This is a genomic window from Stutzerimonas kirkiae (assembly GCF_004327335.1).
GTDB lineage: Bacteria > Pseudomonadota > Gammaproteobacteria > Pseudomonadales > Pseudomonadaceae > Stutzerimonas > Stutzerimonas kirkiae.
Genome location: NZ_QJUO01000015.1, coordinates 1 through 17,867 on the forward strand (window position 1 = coordinate 1; position 17,867 = coordinate 17,867).

Here is a 17,867-nt window from a genome sequence, read left to right on the forward strand (position 1 = left end):
GCCTGGTTCGACCGCTTGGGACTGCCCCGGCTCTCATGATCTCAATCTCTCGAACCGCCCGGTGCGGACCCGCATGCCGGGTGGTGTGGCAGGGGCGCAGTCCATGAGGACTGTCCCCTATGCCGATGTCCGGGAAATGGGGGCGGCGAGCCTTCAGAACCTGTTCATGATCTTTTTACGGTAGTTCTTTGCAGGTCGCTTCAGTTTTCTTGACGATACCGATTGCCAGGTTGGGCAGGTTGTTACGGCGTCATGCTGGCCAGCAGGTCCTGGTGGCGGGCGACGGCACCGAAGATGCCGCCCTCGTTCAGGGTGATGTCCACTGTCGCCTGGTGCAGCCAGGGGTCGCCCGCGGCGCAGCAATCCTCGAGCATCAGGCAGTCGTAGCCGCGATCGTTGGCCTCGCGCATGGTCGAGTGGACGCAGACGTCGGTGGTGACGCCGGTCAGTATCAACTGGCGTATGCCCCTGCTGCGCAGTATCTGGTCGAGGTCGGTGGCGTGGAAGGCGCTGTTGCCGGGCTTGTCGAGGAGTATCTCGCCCGCGATGGGAGAGAGCTCGGGGACGATGTCCCAGCCCCGCTCGCCACGGACCAGGAAGCGTCCCAGCGGCCCTTGTGTGCCTATGGGGGTACCGCTCAGTTCGCCACGCCTGCGTTTTATCGGGCTCAGGTCGCTGAGGTCGGGCCGGTGCCCCTCGCGCGTGAAGATGATCGTCAGGCCGGCGTTGCGCAAGGCCTCCAGCAGTCTGGCGGTCGGTTCGATGGCGGCCCTGCCCGCCGTCACGCTATAGCCCATGCTGGCGAAGTAGCCCTCGGGGTCGAGGAAGTCGGCCTGCATATCGATGATGATCAGCGCTGTATCCGTGGCCGACCAGTGCCCCGACAGCGGCCAGCGATAGGGGCGTGAGGCGACCGGGATCATTGCCCGGCCTCCTGCATGTATTGGCTCGGGAAGCGCAGGCCTGTTCGCTGGGTATTGCCGACGATGCTGCCCTGGTAGTCGATGCCAATCGCATCGGGGCTGTCGGCGCCTTCGCCGAGCAGGCCGTGCTTGAAGCTGAATTCGGTGATTCGCGCCAGGCCCTGGCGGAATTCCTGGCTGGCGACGAAGGCGGCGCCTTCCGCTGGCCCATAGAAGTGTGTGGTCTGCAGCTGTTTTTCAAAACCCGGCGCATCCGTGCCGGCCGCCTCGGCCATTTGCGCGACGGCCTCGTCACGCCGCTCGCCCGGAGTGGCGAGGATTTCCATGACTTCATGCCAGGCGCCGGCCAGGGCCTTGGCGACCCCGGGGTTGTCCTTGAGCAGCGTGGTATGCAGTAGCAGGCCATCGCTGATTTCACCGGGAATGTCGGCGGAGCTGAAGGCCAGGTGGCTGTCGGGGTTGCCGTCGAGGATGGCGGCGAGTTGCGGCTGCCAGGTCGCCATGGCCTTGACGCTGCGGTCGGGGAATACCGCGATCATGTCCGCGTCTGAGGTGTTCACCACCTGCAGGTCGCGCTCCGACAGGCCGGCCCGCTCGAGTGCCCGTGCCAGCAGGTAGTGGGAGCCGGAGAACTGTACCAGGTTGACGTTCTGCCCCTTGAGCGAGGCGATGTCCTGGCTGCCCTTGACGATGAGCCCGTCGTTGCCCATGGAGGTGCTGAGCAGCAGCGGAACGCTGGTGTCCACGCCCGCGGCGGCGGGAATGGTAAGGGCATCGAGGAGCATGGCGATGACACCGTCGAACTCGCCCAGCGAGTACTGGTTGATGGCCTCGATATAGTCGTTGACCTGCACCGCCTGGAGGTCGACGCCATAGCGTTCGCCCCATTTCTTCAGGATGCCGGTGTCCTGGGCATAGCCAAGTGGCATGGAGCCGACATACAGGGTCCAGGCGATGCGCACCGGCGGGTAGGGTTTGTCGTTTGCCTGCGCCAGGGTGCTGGCGAACAGGGCGGCGAACAGGCAGGGGATCAGGCGTTTCATGGCGAACCTCGTGCGTTGGAATGCTGGGGCGCGTCACAGATCGGATGCCGGTGGGCCGCATAGGCGCGTGCTTGTCCGCTGAGCGGTTGCGGGCACCGCGTTCACGGCCAAGGCCGCCCTGCAGGGCGGCCCGACATGGGATCGTTGTCACGACCCTGTGGATTCTGTCGGCAGGGCGGAATGGGTGAAATGTCGATGAATGCAGGTATAGCGGGGACTATTTGCAACTGTCGCGGCTGGCGCATGCCTCGCGCAGGTCATCCAGCAGGGCTTGCAGTGGGGGGCGGGGCCGTCGCTTGTTCTGCCGTGTGACAGCCTTGATCTGGGAGGTACGCTGGTAGCGCTCGGGGGCTATGGCGACCAGTTGCCCCTGCTCCACCCAGTGTCGGGCATAGTGCGCGGGGAGGAAGCCGACGTGCCCACCCGCGAGGATGAGCATGGCCGCCGCCTCCACATTGCCGACCCAGGCATTGGCGGTGGCGGTGGCGATATCCAGCGGGACCAGGTCGGACTGTTCGAGGAAATCGCGCACGACCTTGCGGCTTTCATGCAGCGCCGTTTTCTGCCGCTCGCCGCTCAGGCTGGCTGCCGGGTGGCTGCTGGACGCGTAGAGCAGGTCCTGTTCCCGGTACAGCGGCAGGTAGTCCAGCTCTTGCAGTTCATGCAGGAAAATGCCGATGCCCAGGTCCGCCTGCTGGTCCAGCACGGCCTGTTCGATGCGTGCGGGAGCGGTGATATCGAGGAACAGCTCGACCTGGTTGTGTTCGCGCCGGGAGAAGCGCTCCAGGGTGGCGACCAGCGGGCAGCCTGGATCGGTGATCAGGTTGTCGATCATGGCGATGCGGATCGGCCCGCTGAGTTGGTTGCTCAGCGCCCGCGCATCCTGCTCGAAGCGTCGGGTCGCCGCGAACAGCTCCTGGGCCCGGCGATGGATGGAGGCGCCTTCCTCGGTCAGGGTGAAGCCGGAGCGCCCCCGTTCGCAGAGACGGAAGCCGAGGCGCGTTTCCAACTGGGAGATCTGTTTGCTGATGGTCGATGCATCGCGCCCCAGTATGGCCTGGGCATTGCTGATGCCCCGTGCTTCGACGACGGCCAGGAATACCCGCAGCAGGCGCAGGTCCAGGTCGGTGAGGTTCATGTGGGTGGCAGCCGATCCGCGGACGAGGGCCTACCTTACTACATGACGGGTGCCGACGGTTCAGTCGGGCTGGCGCCAGTCACAGAAGCAGCCCACCGCCAGCGAGCGCGTGGCCTGGACATCGCGGCCCTGTAGCAGGGCATTGATGATCGGTTCGATGAAGCTGTTGCCGGCATTGCAGACGGCGCCTTCGCTGTAGGGGCCGAAATAGCCGAGCTGGCCAGCGCTGTTCCAGATGGCCACGGCCGGGCTGGCTGGCAGATCTGCCGAGCCGGGCAGGCCCGGCAGCGGTCGCAGGTCGGCCAGTTGCGGCGGCAGGTTGCCCTGGGTACCCGGTTTTTGCACGATGTAGAAGTCGACGCCCTGGTCCTGGTAATGCGCCAGTAGTTCGGCCAGGTGCTGCTGGTTGCCGACGTTGCACGGGCAGGCCGGGTCCCAGAAATGCACGACGCGGATAGTGCCGGGGCCGGCGATGGCATCGGGCAGCGCCAGGGTTTCGCCGGAAAATACCTCGGCGCGCTGGTCGAAGGGGCGCAGATAGCGTGCCTGGTACCACTGGTAGGCGAGCAGCATGACCACGGCCCAGGCCAGGCAGATCAGGCCGATGACAAGGTATCTGTTGCGTATGCTCATGGATTATCCGCAGACGTGCTGGTGTTCTTCGAAATGGCGGCGGCCCGCCGGGTGCGCCGTGCGCAGAACAGGTCGTCCTGGTTGGCGAGGACGCGCCAGCTTGCCATGGCATGGCTTAAAGCTGAATATCGGGCCGCCCGTATCGGAAAGAAACCCCCCATGCCTGAACGAATCAAGCCCGATTTCCTGCGAGAGAGCCTGCCTGCATTGCAGCAGTCGACCGAATTGACGCCACTGGCGCGCCAGTACCAGGCCTACTACGGGCTGGAGCGGCCGGCGGTGCAGAGCCGCCTGTGGCGTTTCGCCGTTGCGGATTATCAACTGGTCGCCCAGGCCTGGTGGCCGGAACAGCCCTTGGGCACGCTGGTGATCCTGCATGGTTATTACGACCATATGGGGCTTTATCGCCATGTCCTCGACTGGGGCCTGGAGATGGGCTTTGCGGTGCTGGCCTGCGACTTGCCGGGGCACGGCCTTTCCAGCGGCCCCAGGGCCAGCATCAACGAGTTCGAGGAGTACCAGGCGGTGCTGGATGGCTTGTTGGAGCAGGCGGCTCTGCTGGATTTGCCGCAACCCTGGCACCTGCTCGGGCAGAGTACGGGCGGGGCGATCGTGCTGGATCGCCTGCTCAGCCGCCCAGGGCAACCGGTGCCCGGGGAAAGCATCCTGCTGGCGCCGCTGGTCAGGCCGCGTTCCTGGCGCTGGTCGCGCCTGAGCTACGCCATGTTGCGGCACTTCGTGGAAAAGATTCCGCGTACTTTCACCGACAATTCTGGCGACGCGGCCTTCCTCGAGTTCGTGCAACGCAGCGATCCGCTACAGCCGGATATCCTGCCCACGGCCTGGGTCGGTGCGCTGGCCCGCTGGATTCCGCGCATCGAGGCGGCTGCTGCGAGCAGCCACAGCCCGATCATCGTCCAGGGCGAGGCGGACATGACCGTGGACTGGCGGCACAACCTGTCGGTATTGCAGCGCAAGTTCAGTGATCCGCAGGTGTTCAGCCTGCCCGAGGCCCGCCATCATCTGGCCAATGAGGAGGAAGCGTTGCGTCGCCGGTATTTCGCGTTCCTGAGCGAGCGGCTGGGGCGCTAGCAGCACCAACTTGCATATTGGCAACCCAGGCGCGAGGCATTTCCTCGGCAGCCATGGCGCGATCGCCCCGGGCAGGGCAATCGCATGAAATCCCGGCCCATGGCCGTGGAAGCCGGGTAATCGTGTGCTGGCTCGTTGTGACCGGATTGGCAATCAGGTGTGCGTTTCATCGTACGCCGCTGGCGGTGTCCTTGCGCCCGTGGACTCGCGAACCAGGCCAGCCCCGCTACGAAACACCCATGAACCCGTCGCCCATATGAACAAGGGGCACTTTTCGTCGACATCTCTGGCGGCGAAGGTTTCGTAGCGGGCTGGCCAGGCTTGCAGCGAATACCGCAGTGACGATGGAAAGAGCCGTCGGTGCAATGCTGGATCACTTGGAGGGCTTTTAGTTTCGCCTGCTCTTTCCCTCAGGCACCGCCGAGAGTGGCTGTGCGGATGCCAGGTGGAGGGGCGGGGCCTTCGCCGCCAGGGATGGCGGCGAAGAGCTACAGGGAGGTATTCACGCGTGCCCCGTCCCTCCACCTGGCATTCGCACAGGAACGATGACCCCAAGATCGCGCTGTACGATCCTGAAGCCAGACACACTATTGCCAATCCGGGCGCACTGTCTCGCCCCCTAGAAACAGGGCATATACCTGCCTGGGAGCGGAGGTGGGCGTTCATGCGATCGCCCGGGGGCTCGGAGGTGTCGGCCCCGGGTGTTTTGCAGTAGATTGGCCCGTTCGCTTCGTTGCCACGGGCTCTCCATGTCTTCGGTCTTCAATGTCGTATTGCCGGTTTTCGCACTGATTCTGCTTGGTTTCGTCTGCAGCCGGAGCGGCCGGCTCGGGCCGGCCGCCGCTTCGGAGCTGAACCGTTTCGTGGTCTGGCTCGGGTTGCCGGCGCTGTTGTTCAGCATCACCGCCAACACCCGCTGGGAAGAGGTGTGGCAGCCAGGTTTCATCGCCGCGTTCAGCATCGGTTGCCTGGGTGTGTTCGCCTTTACCCTGGCCTACCGCCTGTTGCAGCGCCAACCCCTGGCGGATGCGAGCCTCGATGGCCTGGGGGCGGCCTATGCCAACACCGGGTACGTCGGTTTTCCGCTGTGCCTGCTGATCCTTGGGCAGGATGCGCTGCTGCCGGCATTGGTGGCTTCGCTGGTGGTGGTCTGCGTGTTGTTCGCGATTGCCCTGGCTTGCGTCGAGATCGGCCTGCATAGCGGCGGACGCATACGCGATGTACTGTCGAAGGTCATGGGGTCGCTGCTGCGTAATCCCCTGGTCATCGCGCCCGTGCTGGGCAGTGCCTGGGCTGCCGGCGGCCTGGCATTGCCCACCGGCGTCAACACGTCGCTGGAGCTGCTCGGTGCCGCCGCGGCGCCTTGCGCCCTGGTCTCGCTGGGGCTTTTCCTGGCGCGCCCGCAGCCTTCGGTTCGGGTGACGGGCGTATGGCCGCTGGTGTTTCTGAAACTCATCGGCCAACCTGTGCTGACCTGGTACCTGGCTGCCCGGGTTTTCGTGCTGCCCGATCTCTGGGTGCAGGCGGCGCTGCTGTTGAGCGCCCTGCCGACCGGTACGGGGCCATTCATGCTGGCCGAGCTGCATGGCCGGGAAGCGGCCCGGGTGTCGCGTGTGGTGCTGTTCTCCACGCTGGGCTCGCTGGTTACCCTGTCGCTCTGGTTACTGTTGCTGGGGTTGTAGGAGCGGCGCCGGGTCGAAGACTCGCTCCCACGGCCAGCCTCGCTCATGTATCAGGGTGCGGTTTTCAGTGCCGCGCGCAGGGCTTGCAGGGTGGCCTGGTAGTAGGCCTGTCCGGCCTCTGACTGGGCAAAGTCGACATATTCCTGCAACTCGGCGTCCGACAGTTCGCGATAGACGTACAGCAGTGTGTTGTCGATATCGGCTTCCACCTGTTGCGTCAGGCGTTGTCGCTGGCTTTCCAGCAGCCCTTGTGTCTGGCCGCCGCCCAGAAGGCCCGGCATCATCTGGCTCAAGCTGTCGGCGGCGACGCCCGCCAGCGCCAGGCTGACCTCCGCGGCACCCTGGCTGGCGGGTATCGCCTGGGCCAGATGACGTATCAGCAATTGCCGGTTGCTGCCGGCCTGCATGCGCGGCAGGCCATTGGCGTGCTGGTTCAACTGGTCACGACGGGTCGCCAGCACCTCGGCCTGGACGATCTTGCGGCCAAGCTCCGATTCGAAGAACGCCAGGGCGGGTTGTGCATCGCCCAGGTTCTGGCGCAGCGCAGCCTGCGCCCTGCTGTCCATGGCCGAAGACTCGAAGCGCTGGTTGCTGTTGTTGACCAGTGCCTGGAAGACCGCCGGCGGCAGTGTGTCCTTGTAGCGCTGCTGCACGCTGTTGAGCGTTTCGCTGAAGTGCTGGCGCTGCTCGGGCCAACCGGCCGCCTCATAGAGTGCGGCGTGGGTATCGGCGAGGGAAGACAGGCTGAAGGTCAGCAGGAGGAATGTGAAGAGCGTGCGCATGACGAATCCTGTATGGGGGGTGGGTTATTTTCGTTGTGTGGGTGCTTGCTTGTCGATATGGGCAGGTTAGACTCCGGGACTATTCTCGACCTGCTGCGCGTCGGCCCCGCTGCGTTGAAAACAGGCTCACAGCCAAAGGCTGAACGTGCTCCAGCACGGCCCCGAAGGGGGGAGCGAATCAAATGCTCATTTACTGCTTTTTTGACTCACTGCGTTCGCCCTGCGGGCCAGCCTGCGGCCGTTACTCCACTGATGCCACGTTTCGCCTGTTTTGCCTTGCAGGGCTCTAGCTCGCGAGATCGTGAACAGGTCCTCAGGAGCGACTTTCTTGTCATTCACCCCGATCATCGATGAGCTGGCTAATCGAGGCTTTGCACTGCACAAAGACTTCCTTTCCGAGGATATGACCCATGATCTTGTCCTTGAGTGCCGCCGCCGGGAACGCGAAGGCTCGCTCACGCCGGCCGGCATCGGCCGGGGCGGCGCAGTGGCCGTCAAGGAAGGGATTCGCGGGGATCGGATCGACTGGCTCGAGCCTGGCCAGTCGGCCGCCAGCGACCGTTACCTGGCGATCATGGATGAGTTGCGCCTGGCGTTGAACCAGGTGTTCTTCCTCGGCCTGGAAGAGTTCGAATGCCATTTCGCGCTGTATCCGCCGGGCGCTTTCTACAAGACCCATCTGGACCGCTTTCGCGATGATGACAGCCGTACCGTCACCGCGCTGCTCTACCTGAATCATGACTGGCAGCCGGGGCATGGTGGGGAGATGCGCATGTACCTGGCGCAGGGGGCTCTGGATGTGGCGCCGGTGGCGGGCAGCCTGGTGGTGTTCATGTCCGCCGACATCCCCCATGAAGTGTTGCCGACGGCTACCGAGCGCCTGGCCCTGACCGGCTGGTTCAGGCGGCGCGCCGTCCAGCCGTTCTGATTTTCGCCTGCGCGGATGGCCAGCCGGTAAATGAAAAGACCCGGCGCGAGGCCGGGTCCTTTCATTCCTGTGTCGCGTCCTACATGCCCAGCCAGTTCGGCAGGGCCATGGAAACGAACGGCACGTAGGTGACCAGTATCAGGAACGCCAGCATCACCATTATCCACGGTGCCACTGCGACGATGGTGCGGGTCAGTGGCATGCCGGTGACCGCCGAGGTGACGAACAGGTTGAGCCCGGTCGGTGGCGTGATCAGGCCGATCTCCATGTTCACCACCATGATGATGCCCAGGTGGATCGGGTCGATGCCCAGTTGCATGGCGATCGGGAACAGGATCGGCGCCAGGATCAGGATGATCGCCGACGGCTCCATGAAGGTACCGGCGATCAGCAGCACGATGTTCACCACGATCAGGAACTCGATGGGCGAGAAGCCCTGCTCGACCACCCAGGCGGTGATGGACTGCGGGATCTGCTCGGTGGTCAGGACGTGGGCGAACAGCATGGCGTTGGCGATGATGAACATCAGCACCACGCTCAGCTTGCCGGCCTCGACGAACACCTTCGGGCACTCGCGGATGGTCATGTCCTTGTACACGAAGATCGCCACGAAGGCCGCGTAGACGGCGGCCACGGCGGCGGCTTCGGTGGGGGTGAACATGCCCGAGTAGATACCGCCGAGGATGATCACGATCAGCAGCAGGCCCCAGATCGCCTTGCGCCCGGCGGCCAGCACTTCCTTCATGGAGGCGCGCGGCAGCGATGGCATGTTCTTGATACGGGCGATGATGTAGATGGTCACCATCAGTACCAGGCACAGCAGCAGGCCCGGGACAACGCCAGCCATGAACAGCTTGCCGACCGAGGTCTCGGTGGCAGTGGCATAGACCACCATGACGATCGACGGCGGGATCAGGATGCCCAGGGTACCGGCGTTGCAGACGATACCGGCGGCGAAGTCCTGCTTGTAGCCGGAGCGCACCATGCCGGCGATGACGATCGAGCCGACCGCGGCCACGGTGGCCGGAGAGGAGCCGCACAGCGCGGCGAACAGCGTACAGGCGAGGATCGCGGCGATCGCCAGGCCGCCCTTGATGTGGCCGACGCAGGCGTTGGCGAAGTCGATCAGGCGCCGGGCCACGCCACCGGTGGTCATGAAGGCGCCGGACAACAGGAAGAACGGGATCGCCAGCAGCGTGTAGTGCTCGCTGGTCTCGAACAGCTTGATCGCCAGCGAGCGCACCGAGTCGTTGCTGAAGAACAGGATGGTCATGGCCCCGGACAGACCCAGGGAGATCGCCACCGGGATGCCGATGAACATCAGCACGAACAGGGCGATGAAGAGGAACGCGATGGTCATTGTTTTTGCTCCGCGGCGGTGTCGTGCTCAGCCAGTTTCAGTGCCTCTTCGGCTTCGCTGTGCAGGCCCAGGCCATATTGTTTGCCTTGCAGCACGCGGATGAATATCTGCAGGAAGCGCACGAACATCAGGGCGAAGCCGATGGGCACGATCATCACGATATGCCACTGCTGGATGCCGAAACGGTCCAGGTCCTCGGCGCCGATGCCGGCGGAGAACAGCGTGGCCACCCATTGCTCGCTGGAATAGGCCATCAGCGCGGAATAGCCCAGGCAGACGACCAGGGCGACGATGGCGATGAGGCGTTGTACGTCGCGGCTGAACATGCGTACCAGCAGGTCCACGCCGATGTGTGCACCGATGCGCACACCCCAGGCCAGGCCGACGAAGATCAGCCAGCCGAACATGGCCTTGGTCAGTGCCACGCTCCAGGTCATTTCCTGGGCGAGGTACAGGATGCCGTCGCCGATGGTGAAGAACAGGTCTTCGCCGAACGGCATGGAGTCGCCCAGGGAATAGAAAACGGTATAGAGGTTGTTGAACACCACATAGGAGAAGGTGATCAGCGTCATGCTCGCCAGCAGGAAGGCGACCAGCCATTCCTCCAGGTTGTTCCAGACGCGGGAGATAGCATGCATGGATAATCTCCAGTGAAGCCGGGTTGGGATTTGTACGAAAAGCCGCCAGGTTCGTTCGAACGTAGACGCTTTTCGTACAGATCCGAGGGAAAAGACCCGTTATCCGGGGGTTGATGGAAGCGACGACCAGCCGATGCCATCGAGGACATCGGCTGGTTAGTAGCCGTCAGCCTACTACGTGCTCAGTTGGCCTGGTTGCTCGCTTCGGCAGCCTTGATCAGGTCGGCACCGATTTCCTTCTCGAACTTCTTCCATACCGGGCGCATGGCTTCGCGCCACAGTTCACGCTGCTCGGGAGTCAGGGTGATGATCTCGGTGCTGCCGGCTTCCAGGATGCGCTTCTTGTCGGCCTGGTTCAGTTCCTCGGCCTGACGGTTCACTTCCTCCGAAACCTCGGCGAGGATGGCGGTCAGCTCGGTGCGGATGTCTTCCGGCAGGCCGTTCCAGAACTTGGTGTTGGTGATGACCATGTAGTCCAGCAGGCCATGGTTGGACTCGGTGATGAACTTCTGCACTTCGTGCATCTTCTGGCTGTAGATGTTCGAGTAGGGGTTCTCGGCACCGTTCACCACGCCAGTCTGCAGGCCCTGGTAGACCTCGGCGAAGCTCATCTTGCGCGGCGCGGCGCGCAGCGCCTTGAACTGCTCGTCGAGTACCGCGGAAGCCTGTACGCGGAACTTCAGGCCACGGGCGTCCTTCGGCTCACGCAGGGCCTTGTTGGCGGACAGTTGCTTGAGGCCGTTGTGCCAGTAGCCCAGGCCGGTGATGCCTTTGCTTTCCATGGAGGTCAGCAGCGACTGGCCTTCGGGGCTCTTCTGGAAACGGTCGACGGCCTGGATGTCATCGAACAGGAACGGCAGGTCGAAGATCTGGATACCCTTGGAGTAATGCTCGAACTTGGCCAGCGAGGGGGCGATGAACTGTACGTCGCCCAGCAGCAGCGCTTCCATTTCCTTGCCGTCGCCGAACAGCGAGGAGTTCGGGTAGACCTGAACGTTCACTTTGCCGGCCAGACGCTCTTCGACGAGCTTCTTGAACAGCACGGCACCCTGGCCTTTTGGCGTGTGTTCGGCGACCACGTGGGAGAACTTGATGGTGATCGGCTCGGCCGCCTGGGCAATGCCGGCGATGCTCAGCGATAGGGCGCAAGCGAGCGCCTTGGCAGTCATTTTGAACATTGTCGTGTTCCTCTTGTTGGGTGTGAGGCGCTTTCGAGGCGACTCGGCAGTGAACGGATAGCTGACCCCGATATCGGAATGATGGCCGCCATGCTCCGGTCAGGCTGATCCCTAGAGCAATGCCTATGCCAAATGACGGGGGCTTAGACTTTCGTCGAAGGCGATAGGTAGTGTTTTTGAGTATGGGCTACAAAAACGCCCTGGAACGGTACTTCATGACCTGGCAGAGCCAGGACCGAGCCGATTTTTCGGAGGGCGATGTGGCGGAAATCCGCCAATCAGTCGTTTTCCGGCGGCGAGCTTCCGCCAGTTTCGTTGAAGCTGAGTCCGTGCTTGCGCAGCTTGTCGTGCAGTGTCTTGCGCGGCAGCCCCAGGGATTCGGCGACACTGCGCAGCGAGCCATGGGGTCTGGCCAGTTCGGCGGCGATCAGGCTGCGCTCGAAGGCCTCGACCTGCCTGGCCAGGTTGCCGGCATTCTCTTGTAGCGCCTCGGCAGGTTCCCCTACCGCTTCGTCCAGGCCGAGATCCAGCCCGAGGGCGAAGCGCTCCGCGGTGTTCTGCAGTTCGCGGACGTTGCCCGGCCAGTTGTGCAACAGCAACTGGGCGCGGTGTTCCGGACGCAGCTCGCGGTTCGGCAGGCCGTGGCGCTCCGCCGCCGCCTCGCTGAAATGCTGGAACAGCATGAGGATGTCCTCGCTGCGCTCGCGCAGCGGCGGGATGCGCAGCGGTGCGACGTTCAGCCGGTAATAGAGGTCGGCACGGAAGCGGCCCTGGTCCGCCGCCTGGCGCAGGTCTTCCTTGGTCGCCGCGATCACGCGGATATCCAGCGGGATCAGCAGGTTACCGCCAAGCCGTTCGACCACCCGCTCCTGCAGCATGCGCAGCAGCTTGACCTGCACTTCCAGGGTCATGCTCTCGATCTCGTCGAGGAACAGGGTGCCGCCATTGGCGAACTCGAACTTGCCGATACGGCGCTTCTGCGCCCCGGTGAAAGCCCCCGGTTCATGCCCGAACAGTTCGCTTTCCACCACGGATTCGGCCAGGGCGCCGGCATTGATGGCGACGAAGGGGCCGTTGCGGCGGTTCGACAGGTCGTGCAGCGCACGCGCCACCACTTCCTTGCCGGCGCCGGTCTCGCCGAGGATCAGTACGTCGGCCTGGGTGCCGGCCAGTGCGCCGATCTGTTCGCGCAGGCGCTGCATGCCGCTGGACTGGCCCAGCAGGCGTGCGGACAACTGCTGGCGGTCGGCCAGCGCCATGCGCAGGCTGCGGTTGTCCAGCACCAGTTTGCGCAGGGCCAGGGCACGGCGCACGCTGTCGAGCAGGGCATCGCTGGGGAAGGGTTTTTCCAGGAAGTCGTAGGCGCCGGCGCGCATGGCCTGCACCGCCAACTGGATATCGCCATGGCCGGTGATCAGCAGTACCGGCAGTTCGGCATCGCGCGCCTGCAACTGTTCCAGCAGGCGCATGCCGTCGATGCCGGCCATGCGGATATCGCTGACCACCACGCCCGGCCAGTCCACCGGCAGGCTGCTGTCCAGGCCACGCGCATCGTCCAGGCTGACGACTTTCAGCCCGGCGAGGTCGAGGGTCTGGCCCAGGGCCTTGCGCAGGTGAGGATCATCGTCGATCAACACGACCTGGGTCTGGTTGTCGATCAGGCTGTCGCTCATTGCAGATAATCCTCGGTGGGAAAGGCCGTTGCCGGTTCCGCCGAACGCAGGAACAGGGTCAGTAGCGCGCCGCCTTCGGCGTGGTTGTCGATATTCAGTTCGCCATCCAGGGCGCGCACCAGGGTATCGCAGATCGCCAGGCCGAGGCCGAGGCCCTGGGCGCTGGTCTTGGTGGTGAAGAACGGCTCGCGGGCGCGTGCCAGGGCTTCGGCGCTGAAACCGGGACCGTTGTCGCGCAGGATCAGTCGCACGCCGTTTTCCAGGCGTTCGGCGCTGAGCCAGATGCGCCGTGGCAGTGGGCGCTCGCCAAGGGCGTCGAGGGCGTTGGCCAGCAGGTTGGCGAGAATCTGCCGCAGGCGGGTTTCCCCGGCCTGTACCCAGAGGGTGGCCTCGGGCAGGTCGCGGATCAGTTCGACACCCATCGACTGGCGCCGCTTGGCCAGCAGCGCCAGGGCGTCATCGAGGGCCGGTTGCAGCGCCACCCGTTCCGGTGCGTAGCGGTCGCGGCGGGCGAAGGCGCGCAGGTGGGCGATGATCGACGCCATGCGCGCGGTCAGTTCGCTGATGCGTTGCAGGTTGTCGCGGGCCTCGTCGTTGCGCTGGTGGTCGAGCAGCACGCCGGCGTTGTCGGCGTAGCTGCGAATCGCCGCCAGCGGCTGGTTCAACTCGTGGCTGATGCTGGCGGACATGGTACCCAGCGCCGAGAGCTTGCCGGTCTGCAACAGCTCGTCCTGGGCGCGCACCAGTTCCTGCTGGGTGTGTTCGCGTTCCAGCACTTCCTTTTTCAGGCGGCTGTTGAGGGATTCCAGGTCGCGGGTACGCTCCTGTACCCGCTGTTCCAGTTGCTGGCGCGCCTGGGCGTCGAGGTTCAGGCGTTCGATGAAATGCCGGCGGCGCTGCATCAACAGCCCCAGCCACAGTAGCAGCGCCAGCAGGGTGGCGCCGCCGATGGCGACTGCCGTGCGCACGGGTCTTTCGACCATGGCCAGCGGCGCGAGGATGCGCACGGTCCAGTCGATTTCGCGCAGTTCGTGGCTCTGGATCAACCAGCGGTTGATATCCAGTGTCAGGTCCCGGGGTTCCAGGGTCGGGTAGGGCCGGTTGAAGGCGATCTGCTCGCGCTCGTCGAAGTCCAGTGCGCGGCTGGCGCGGAAGCGCCACTCGGCCTGGGAGGTGAGGATCACCACGCCGAAGTTGTCGGTCACCAGCAGTTGTTCCGGGGTATTGCCCCAGAGGCGTTCGGTGTGATCCAGGTCGACCTTGACCACCAGCACGCCGAGGTTCCGCTCGCCATCGCGGACCGCCGAACCAAAGTAGTAGCCACGCTTGCCGGAAGTGTTGCCAAGGCCGAAGAAACGCCCCAGCTTCCCCTCCATTGCCTCGATGAAATAAGGGCGGAAGGAGAAATTGCGGCCCACGAAACTGTCGTGTTCGGCCCAGTTGGACGAGGCCAGCGCATTGCCTTCGATGTCCATCAGGTAGATGACATCGGCACCGGTTTCCCTGCGCAGTTCGTTCAGCCGGCGGTTGGCCTGGTCCAGGGCGTCCGGGTCGTCGGCCTGGTAAAGCGCGTTCCTGACCACCGGCAGTTCGCCCAGGATGCCGGGCATGACTTCGTAACGGCGCAGGGTGCCGAGCAGGTTGGCGACATAGAGGTCGAGGGTCTGGCGGTTCTGTTCGGTCAGTTCGTTGACGTAATAACGCTCGGCCAGCCGTTGTACGGGCCAGAGCAACGGTGCCAGCAGCAGCGCGAGCAACGCCAGGTTGCGCCAGCGGGGCCGTCGGGGAATGGGGTCGTGCGTTACGGTCATACGAATGTGCCTGTGGGACTGCGCCATTATGCACGTTGGAGGCGCAAGAGCCGAAAAGAGCGCTAATGCGATCCGCTTGGCAACATATGGATCTGCCTTGCTGTCTATAAGACCAAATGCGAGTATTTTGCAGTCCCGGGTGCTGGCGAATGAAATGGAAACGGCTCCGCAGGGCAGGGAACTTTTGCTCCGGCAATTGGTTACGATTGATGTACTTACCAAAATATTGGCGGGAAACGCCGGGATATCATGAAAAAAATCATTAAAGCCTTGCTTGGTATAAGCGTGTCACTGGCGGTGGCACTTACACTCTTCCTCTACTGGCCGCTCTACCAGCGTGGCGCACCTCCGGCGGAAAACGAGCAGCCGGTGGATGTGGTGCTGATTGGCGGCGGCATCATGAGCGTGACCCTGGCGACCTATCTGCAGGAGCTGGAGCCAAGCTGGAATCTCCATCTGTTCGAGCGCCAGGACGGCGTTGCGCAGGAAAGCTCCAACGGCTGGAACAACGCCGGTACCGGGCATTCCGGTTTCGCCGAGCTGAACTACACGCCGGAACTGGCGGATGGCTCGATCGAGACCAAGCGCGCGGTCGGCATCGCCGAGCAGTTCGAGATATCGCGCCAGTTCTGGGCGCATCAGGTCGAGCAAGGCCGCCTGCCCAAGCCGTCCGACTTCATCAACCCGACGCCGCACATGAGCTTCGTCTGGGGCGACGAGAACATCGAGTACCTGCGCAAGCGCCATGCCGCGTTGATCCAGAACCCGCTGTTCTACGGCATGCAGTTCTCCGAGGACGCCGAGCAGATCCGCCAGTGGGCGCCGCTGCTGATGGAAGGGCGCGACCCGGCGCAGAAGGTGGCCGCCACCTTCATGCCGCTGGGCACCGACGTCAACTTCGGCGTCATCACCAGCCAGCTCACCCAGGCGTTGCAGAAGAGCGATAATTTCCACCTGGAACTGAGCCATGAAGTGACTGCGCTGCAACAGAACGAGGACAAGACCTGGAACGTCACCGTCCACGACCTCGGGACCGACAAGGAGCGCACCATCAAGTCGCGCTTCGTCTTCATCGGTGCCGGCGGCGCCTCGCTGAAACTGCTGCAACTGTCCGGCATCCCCGAGTCCCGCGACTATGCGGGTTTCCCGGTCGGCGGCCAGTTCCTCGCCTTCGAGGCATCGGCAATCACCGGGCGCCATGATGTGAAAGCCTACGGCAAGGCCGAGGCCGGTTCGCCGCCGATGTCCGTGCCGCACCTGGATGCGCGCAAGCTGGATGGCAAGCCGGTGGTGCTGTTCGGGCCGTTCGCGCTGCAGAGCACCAAGTTCCTCAAGGATGGCTCCTGGTTCGACCTGTTCTCCTCGGTCACCCACAACAACTTCGCCGGCATGCTGCGTGTTGGCAGCGAGAACCTGGACCTGGTCAAGTACCTGGTCGAGCAGGCCCAGTTGGGTGATGCCGAGCGCCATGCCGAGTTGCTCAAGTATTTCCCCAACGCCAAGCCGGAAGACTGGAAGCTGGTTACCGCCGGGCAGCGTGTCCAGGTGATCAAGCGTGATCCGCAGAAAGGCGCGATCCTGCAGTTCGGCACCGAGATCGTCAGCGACGCGGACGGCACCATCGCCGCCCTGCTGGGCGCCTCGCCCGGTGCTTCCACCTCGCCGCCGATCATGCTCAGCGTGCTGGCCAAGGTCTTCCCGCAGCAGATGGCCGCTGGCTGGGAAACGCGCCTGAAGGAAATCGTCCCGTCCTACGGACGCAACCTCAACGACAGCCCGGCATTGACCAATGAAATCCGCTGGAAGACCAGCCAGGCCCTGCAACTGCCCTACCTGAACGTGCCGGATGCCGGCGGCGAGCAGGCCATACCGACCCCCGCCGCCACCAATGAGCAAGATGCCGAAGGCGATGGCAGCAACAAGGAATTGCAGGCGTTGTAGGAGAGAAGCCGCTGGAGGCTTGAAGCCGGGAGCTGTAAGTAGGCGAGGTGTCTGGGATTGCGATCCTGGGTCATGGCGGGATGCTTGGCCTCCAGCCTCCAGCCTCCAGCCTCCAGCTCACTCAGCCAGCCATTTGCATGACCCCGTAGCGAGTTATACCATTCGTTATAACTCGCTACGGAGGCTGCAATGAAACTCAAGATCAGCGCCATCGGCAATTCTGCCGGCGTCATCCTGCCCAAGGAAATCCTCGCTCGCCTGCGCCTGGAAAAAGGCGACGAGCTGTATGTGCTGGAAACCCCTGACGGCATCAAGCTCACGCCATTCGACCCGACCCTGGCCGAACAGATGGCCGTGGCCGACAAGGTCATGCGCAAGCGCCGTACTCTGCTGCACAAACTGGCACAGTGAGGGCAGGCCATGATCGTCTGGATCGGCAAGCCACTGGCATTGGCCATTCATGAGCGCCAATTGGCCGAGCATGGCGGCGCCAATGGTGTGCGTGATGAAGGGTTGCTGGATTCCGCTCTGGCTCGTCAACAGCAGCTCCATGCCTATGGTGAACCACCGCCTGATCTGGGCGATCTGGCAGCCAATCTGGCTTATGGGGTGGCGCGCAACCATCCATTCGTCGATGGCAACAAGCGTACTGCCGCAGTCGTATGCGAGGTATTCATCGAACTCAACAGTGGCTCGCTGATTGCCGATGACCTTGAGCTTTACTCGCAATACATCGGCCTGGCCGAAGGCTCGATCGACGAGGCCGGCTTCGCCCAGTGGCTGCGCAGCCGCATCGTCATCGCCCCACCGGCTTCCGTGCAGGAGCCGGCGGGGCGCTATGGGTAGAAGCGATGCTGGTCAGCGTGCAGGATGGGTCGAGGAGCATCGCGACGATACCCATCGGCCATCGCTGATGGCCGATGGAGAGCGGCCAATCATCCGGGCAATTCCCCGCTGGCTGAAACCTTGGGCTAGACCGTGTTGAAGGGTCGCGCGTTCAGGGATACTGAGTTCGTGATAGGACATAGGGGCAGCACCGAAACGG

17 protein-coding genes and 1 pseudogene are annotated in these 17,867 nt (G+C 63.8%); 7 read left to right on the forward strand and 11 right to left on the reverse strand.

Going from position 1 to position 17,867, the window contains the following annotated elements; genetic code table 11:
* On the forward strand, positions 1–184 hold a 184-nt coding region (locus DNJ95_RS19340), incomplete at its 5' end, for a hypothetical protein (protein WP_207388755.1).
* Positions 185–242: 58 nt separating this feature from the next.
* Here the strand turns inward: DNJ95_RS19340 and DNJ95_RS09870 are convergent.
* The 4 genes from DNJ95_RS09870 to DNJ95_RS09885 all read right to left on the reverse strand — a co-directional run bounded on the left by DNJ95_RS09870 (position 243) and on the right by DNJ95_RS09885 (position 3,737).
* Positions 243–923, reverse strand: coding sequence for a cysteine hydrolase family protein (locus DNJ95_RS09870; RefSeq protein ID WP_131184559.1), 681 nt, complete (start codon positions 921–923; stop codon positions 243–245).
* On the reverse strand, positions 920–1,966 hold the full coding sequence (locus DNJ95_RS09875) for a putative urea ABC transporter substrate-binding protein (RefSeq protein ID WP_131184560.1): 1,047 nt from the start codon (positions 1,964–1,966) through the stop codon (positions 920–922). The genes DNJ95_RS09870 and DNJ95_RS09875 overlap by 4 nt, the downstream gene beginning before the upstream one ends.
* Before the next feature lie 217 nt (positions 1,967–2,183).
* The gene (locus DNJ95_RS09880; protein ID WP_131184561.1) at positions 2,184–3,104 is read right to left on the reverse strand and encodes a LysR family transcriptional regulator; all 921 of its coding nucleotides are present in this window, start codon (positions 3,102–3,104) and stop codon (positions 2,184–2,186) included.
* A 60-nt stretch (positions 3,105–3,164) separates the two neighbouring features.
* Positions 3,165–3,737, reverse strand: a complete 573-nt coding sequence (locus tag DNJ95_RS09885; RefSeq protein WP_131184562.1) for a DUF6436 domain-containing protein — start codon at positions 3,735–3,737, stop codon at positions 3,165–3,167.
* A 159-nt stretch (positions 3,738–3,896) separates the two neighbouring features.
* Here DNJ95_RS09885 and bipL point away from each other — a divergent pair, with 159 nt between their 5' ends.
* Positions 3,897–4,829, forward strand: coding sequence for a phospholipase BipL (gene bipL / locus DNJ95_RS09890; RefSeq protein WP_131184563.1), 933 nt, complete (start codon positions 3,897–3,899; stop codon positions 4,827–4,829).
* Between the two features lie 749 nt (positions 4,830–5,578).
* Complete coding sequence (locus DNJ95_RS09895; RefSeq protein WP_131184564.1) at positions 5,579–6,511, forward strand: AEC family transporter; 933 nt, start codon at positions 5,579–5,581, stop codon at positions 6,509–6,511.
* 50 nt (positions 6,512–6,561) lie between these two features.
* Here DNJ95_RS09895 and DNJ95_RS09900 read toward each other — a convergent pair whose 3' ends face one another.
* Positions 6,562–7,293, reverse strand: coding sequence for a DUF2059 domain-containing protein (locus DNJ95_RS09900; protein ID WP_131184565.1), 732 nt, complete (start codon positions 7,291–7,293; stop codon positions 6,562–6,564).
* Between the two features lie 328 nt (positions 7,294–7,621).
* Here DNJ95_RS09900 and DNJ95_RS09905 point away from each other — a divergent pair, with 328 nt between their 5' ends.
* Positions 7,622–8,221, forward strand: coding sequence for a 2OG-Fe(II) oxygenase (locus tag DNJ95_RS09905; protein WP_131184566.1), 600 nt, complete (start codon positions 7,622–7,624; stop codon positions 8,219–8,221).
* Between the two features lie 79 nt (positions 8,222–8,300).
* Here the strand turns inward: DNJ95_RS09905 and dctM are convergent, their stop codons facing one another.
* From dctM to DNJ95_RS09930, 5 genes are all read right to left on the reverse strand, one after another.
* Positions 8,301–9,581 (reverse strand): C4-dicarboxylate TRAP transporter large permease protein DctM, encoded by a 1,281-nt coding sequence (dctM, locus tag DNJ95_RS09910; RefSeq protein ID WP_131184567.1) that lies wholly within the window; start codon positions 9,579–9,581, stop codon positions 8,301–8,303.
* Positions 9,578–10,219, reverse strand: a complete 642-nt coding sequence (locus tag DNJ95_RS09915) for a TRAP transporter small permease (RefSeq protein WP_131184568.1) — start codon at positions 10,217–10,219, stop codon at positions 9,578–9,580. The genes dctM and DNJ95_RS09915 overlap by 4 nt, the downstream gene beginning before the upstream one ends.
* A 182-nt stretch (positions 10,220–10,401) precedes the next feature.
* Entirely contained in the window at positions 10,402–11,397 is a 996-nt protein-coding gene (dctP, locus tag DNJ95_RS09920) for a C4-dicarboxylate TRAP substrate-binding protein DctP (protein ID WP_131184569.1), read from the reverse strand.
* A 278-nt stretch (positions 11,398–11,675) separates the two neighbouring features.
* On the reverse strand, positions 11,676–13,070 hold the full coding sequence (locus tag DNJ95_RS09925) for a sigma-54-dependent transcriptional regulator (protein ID WP_131184570.1): 1,395 nt from the start codon (positions 13,068–13,070) through the stop codon (positions 11,676–11,678).
* Positions 13,067–14,881, reverse strand: coding sequence for a sensor histidine kinase (locus DNJ95_RS09930; protein WP_131184571.1), 1,815 nt, complete (start codon positions 14,879–14,881; stop codon positions 13,067–13,069). Before DNJ95_RS09930 ends, DNJ95_RS09925 begins: the two co-directional genes overlap by 4 nt.
* A 246-nt stretch (positions 14,882–15,127) precedes the next feature.
* Here DNJ95_RS09930 and mqo point away from each other — a divergent pair, with 246 nt between their 5' ends.
* The 3 genes from mqo to DNJ95_RS09945 all read left to right on the forward strand — a co-directional run bounded on the left by mqo (position 15,128) and on the right by DNJ95_RS09945 (position 17,668).
* Positions 15,128–16,822 carry a malate dehydrogenase (quinone) gene (gene mqo / locus DNJ95_RS09935; RefSeq protein ID WP_242671947.1) on the forward strand — a complete coding sequence of 565 codons (1,695 nt, stop codon included), beginning with the start codon at positions 15,128–15,130 and terminating at the stop codon, positions 16,820–16,822.
* A gap of 189 nt (positions 16,823–17,011) precedes the next feature.
* Positions 17,012–17,233, forward strand: a complete 222-nt coding sequence (locus DNJ95_RS09940) for an AbrB/MazE/SpoVT family DNA-binding domain-containing protein (RefSeq protein WP_131184573.1) — start codon at positions 17,012–17,014, stop codon at positions 17,231–17,233.
* A 9-nt stretch (positions 17,234–17,242) separates the two neighbouring features.
* Entirely contained in the window at positions 17,243–17,668 is a 426-nt protein-coding gene (locus tag DNJ95_RS09945; protein ID WP_131184574.1) for a type II toxin-antitoxin system death-on-curing family toxin, read from the forward strand.
* A 63-nt stretch (positions 17,669–17,731) separates the two neighbouring features.
* On the opposite strand, the pseudogene DNJ95_RS09950 reads toward DNJ95_RS09945, so the two are convergent.
* A pseudogene (locus tag DNJ95_RS09950) lies at positions 17,732–17,848 on the reverse strand (helix-turn-helix domain-containing protein); the annotation flags it as partial.
* Between the last annotated feature and the right edge of the window lie 19 nt (positions 17,849–17,867).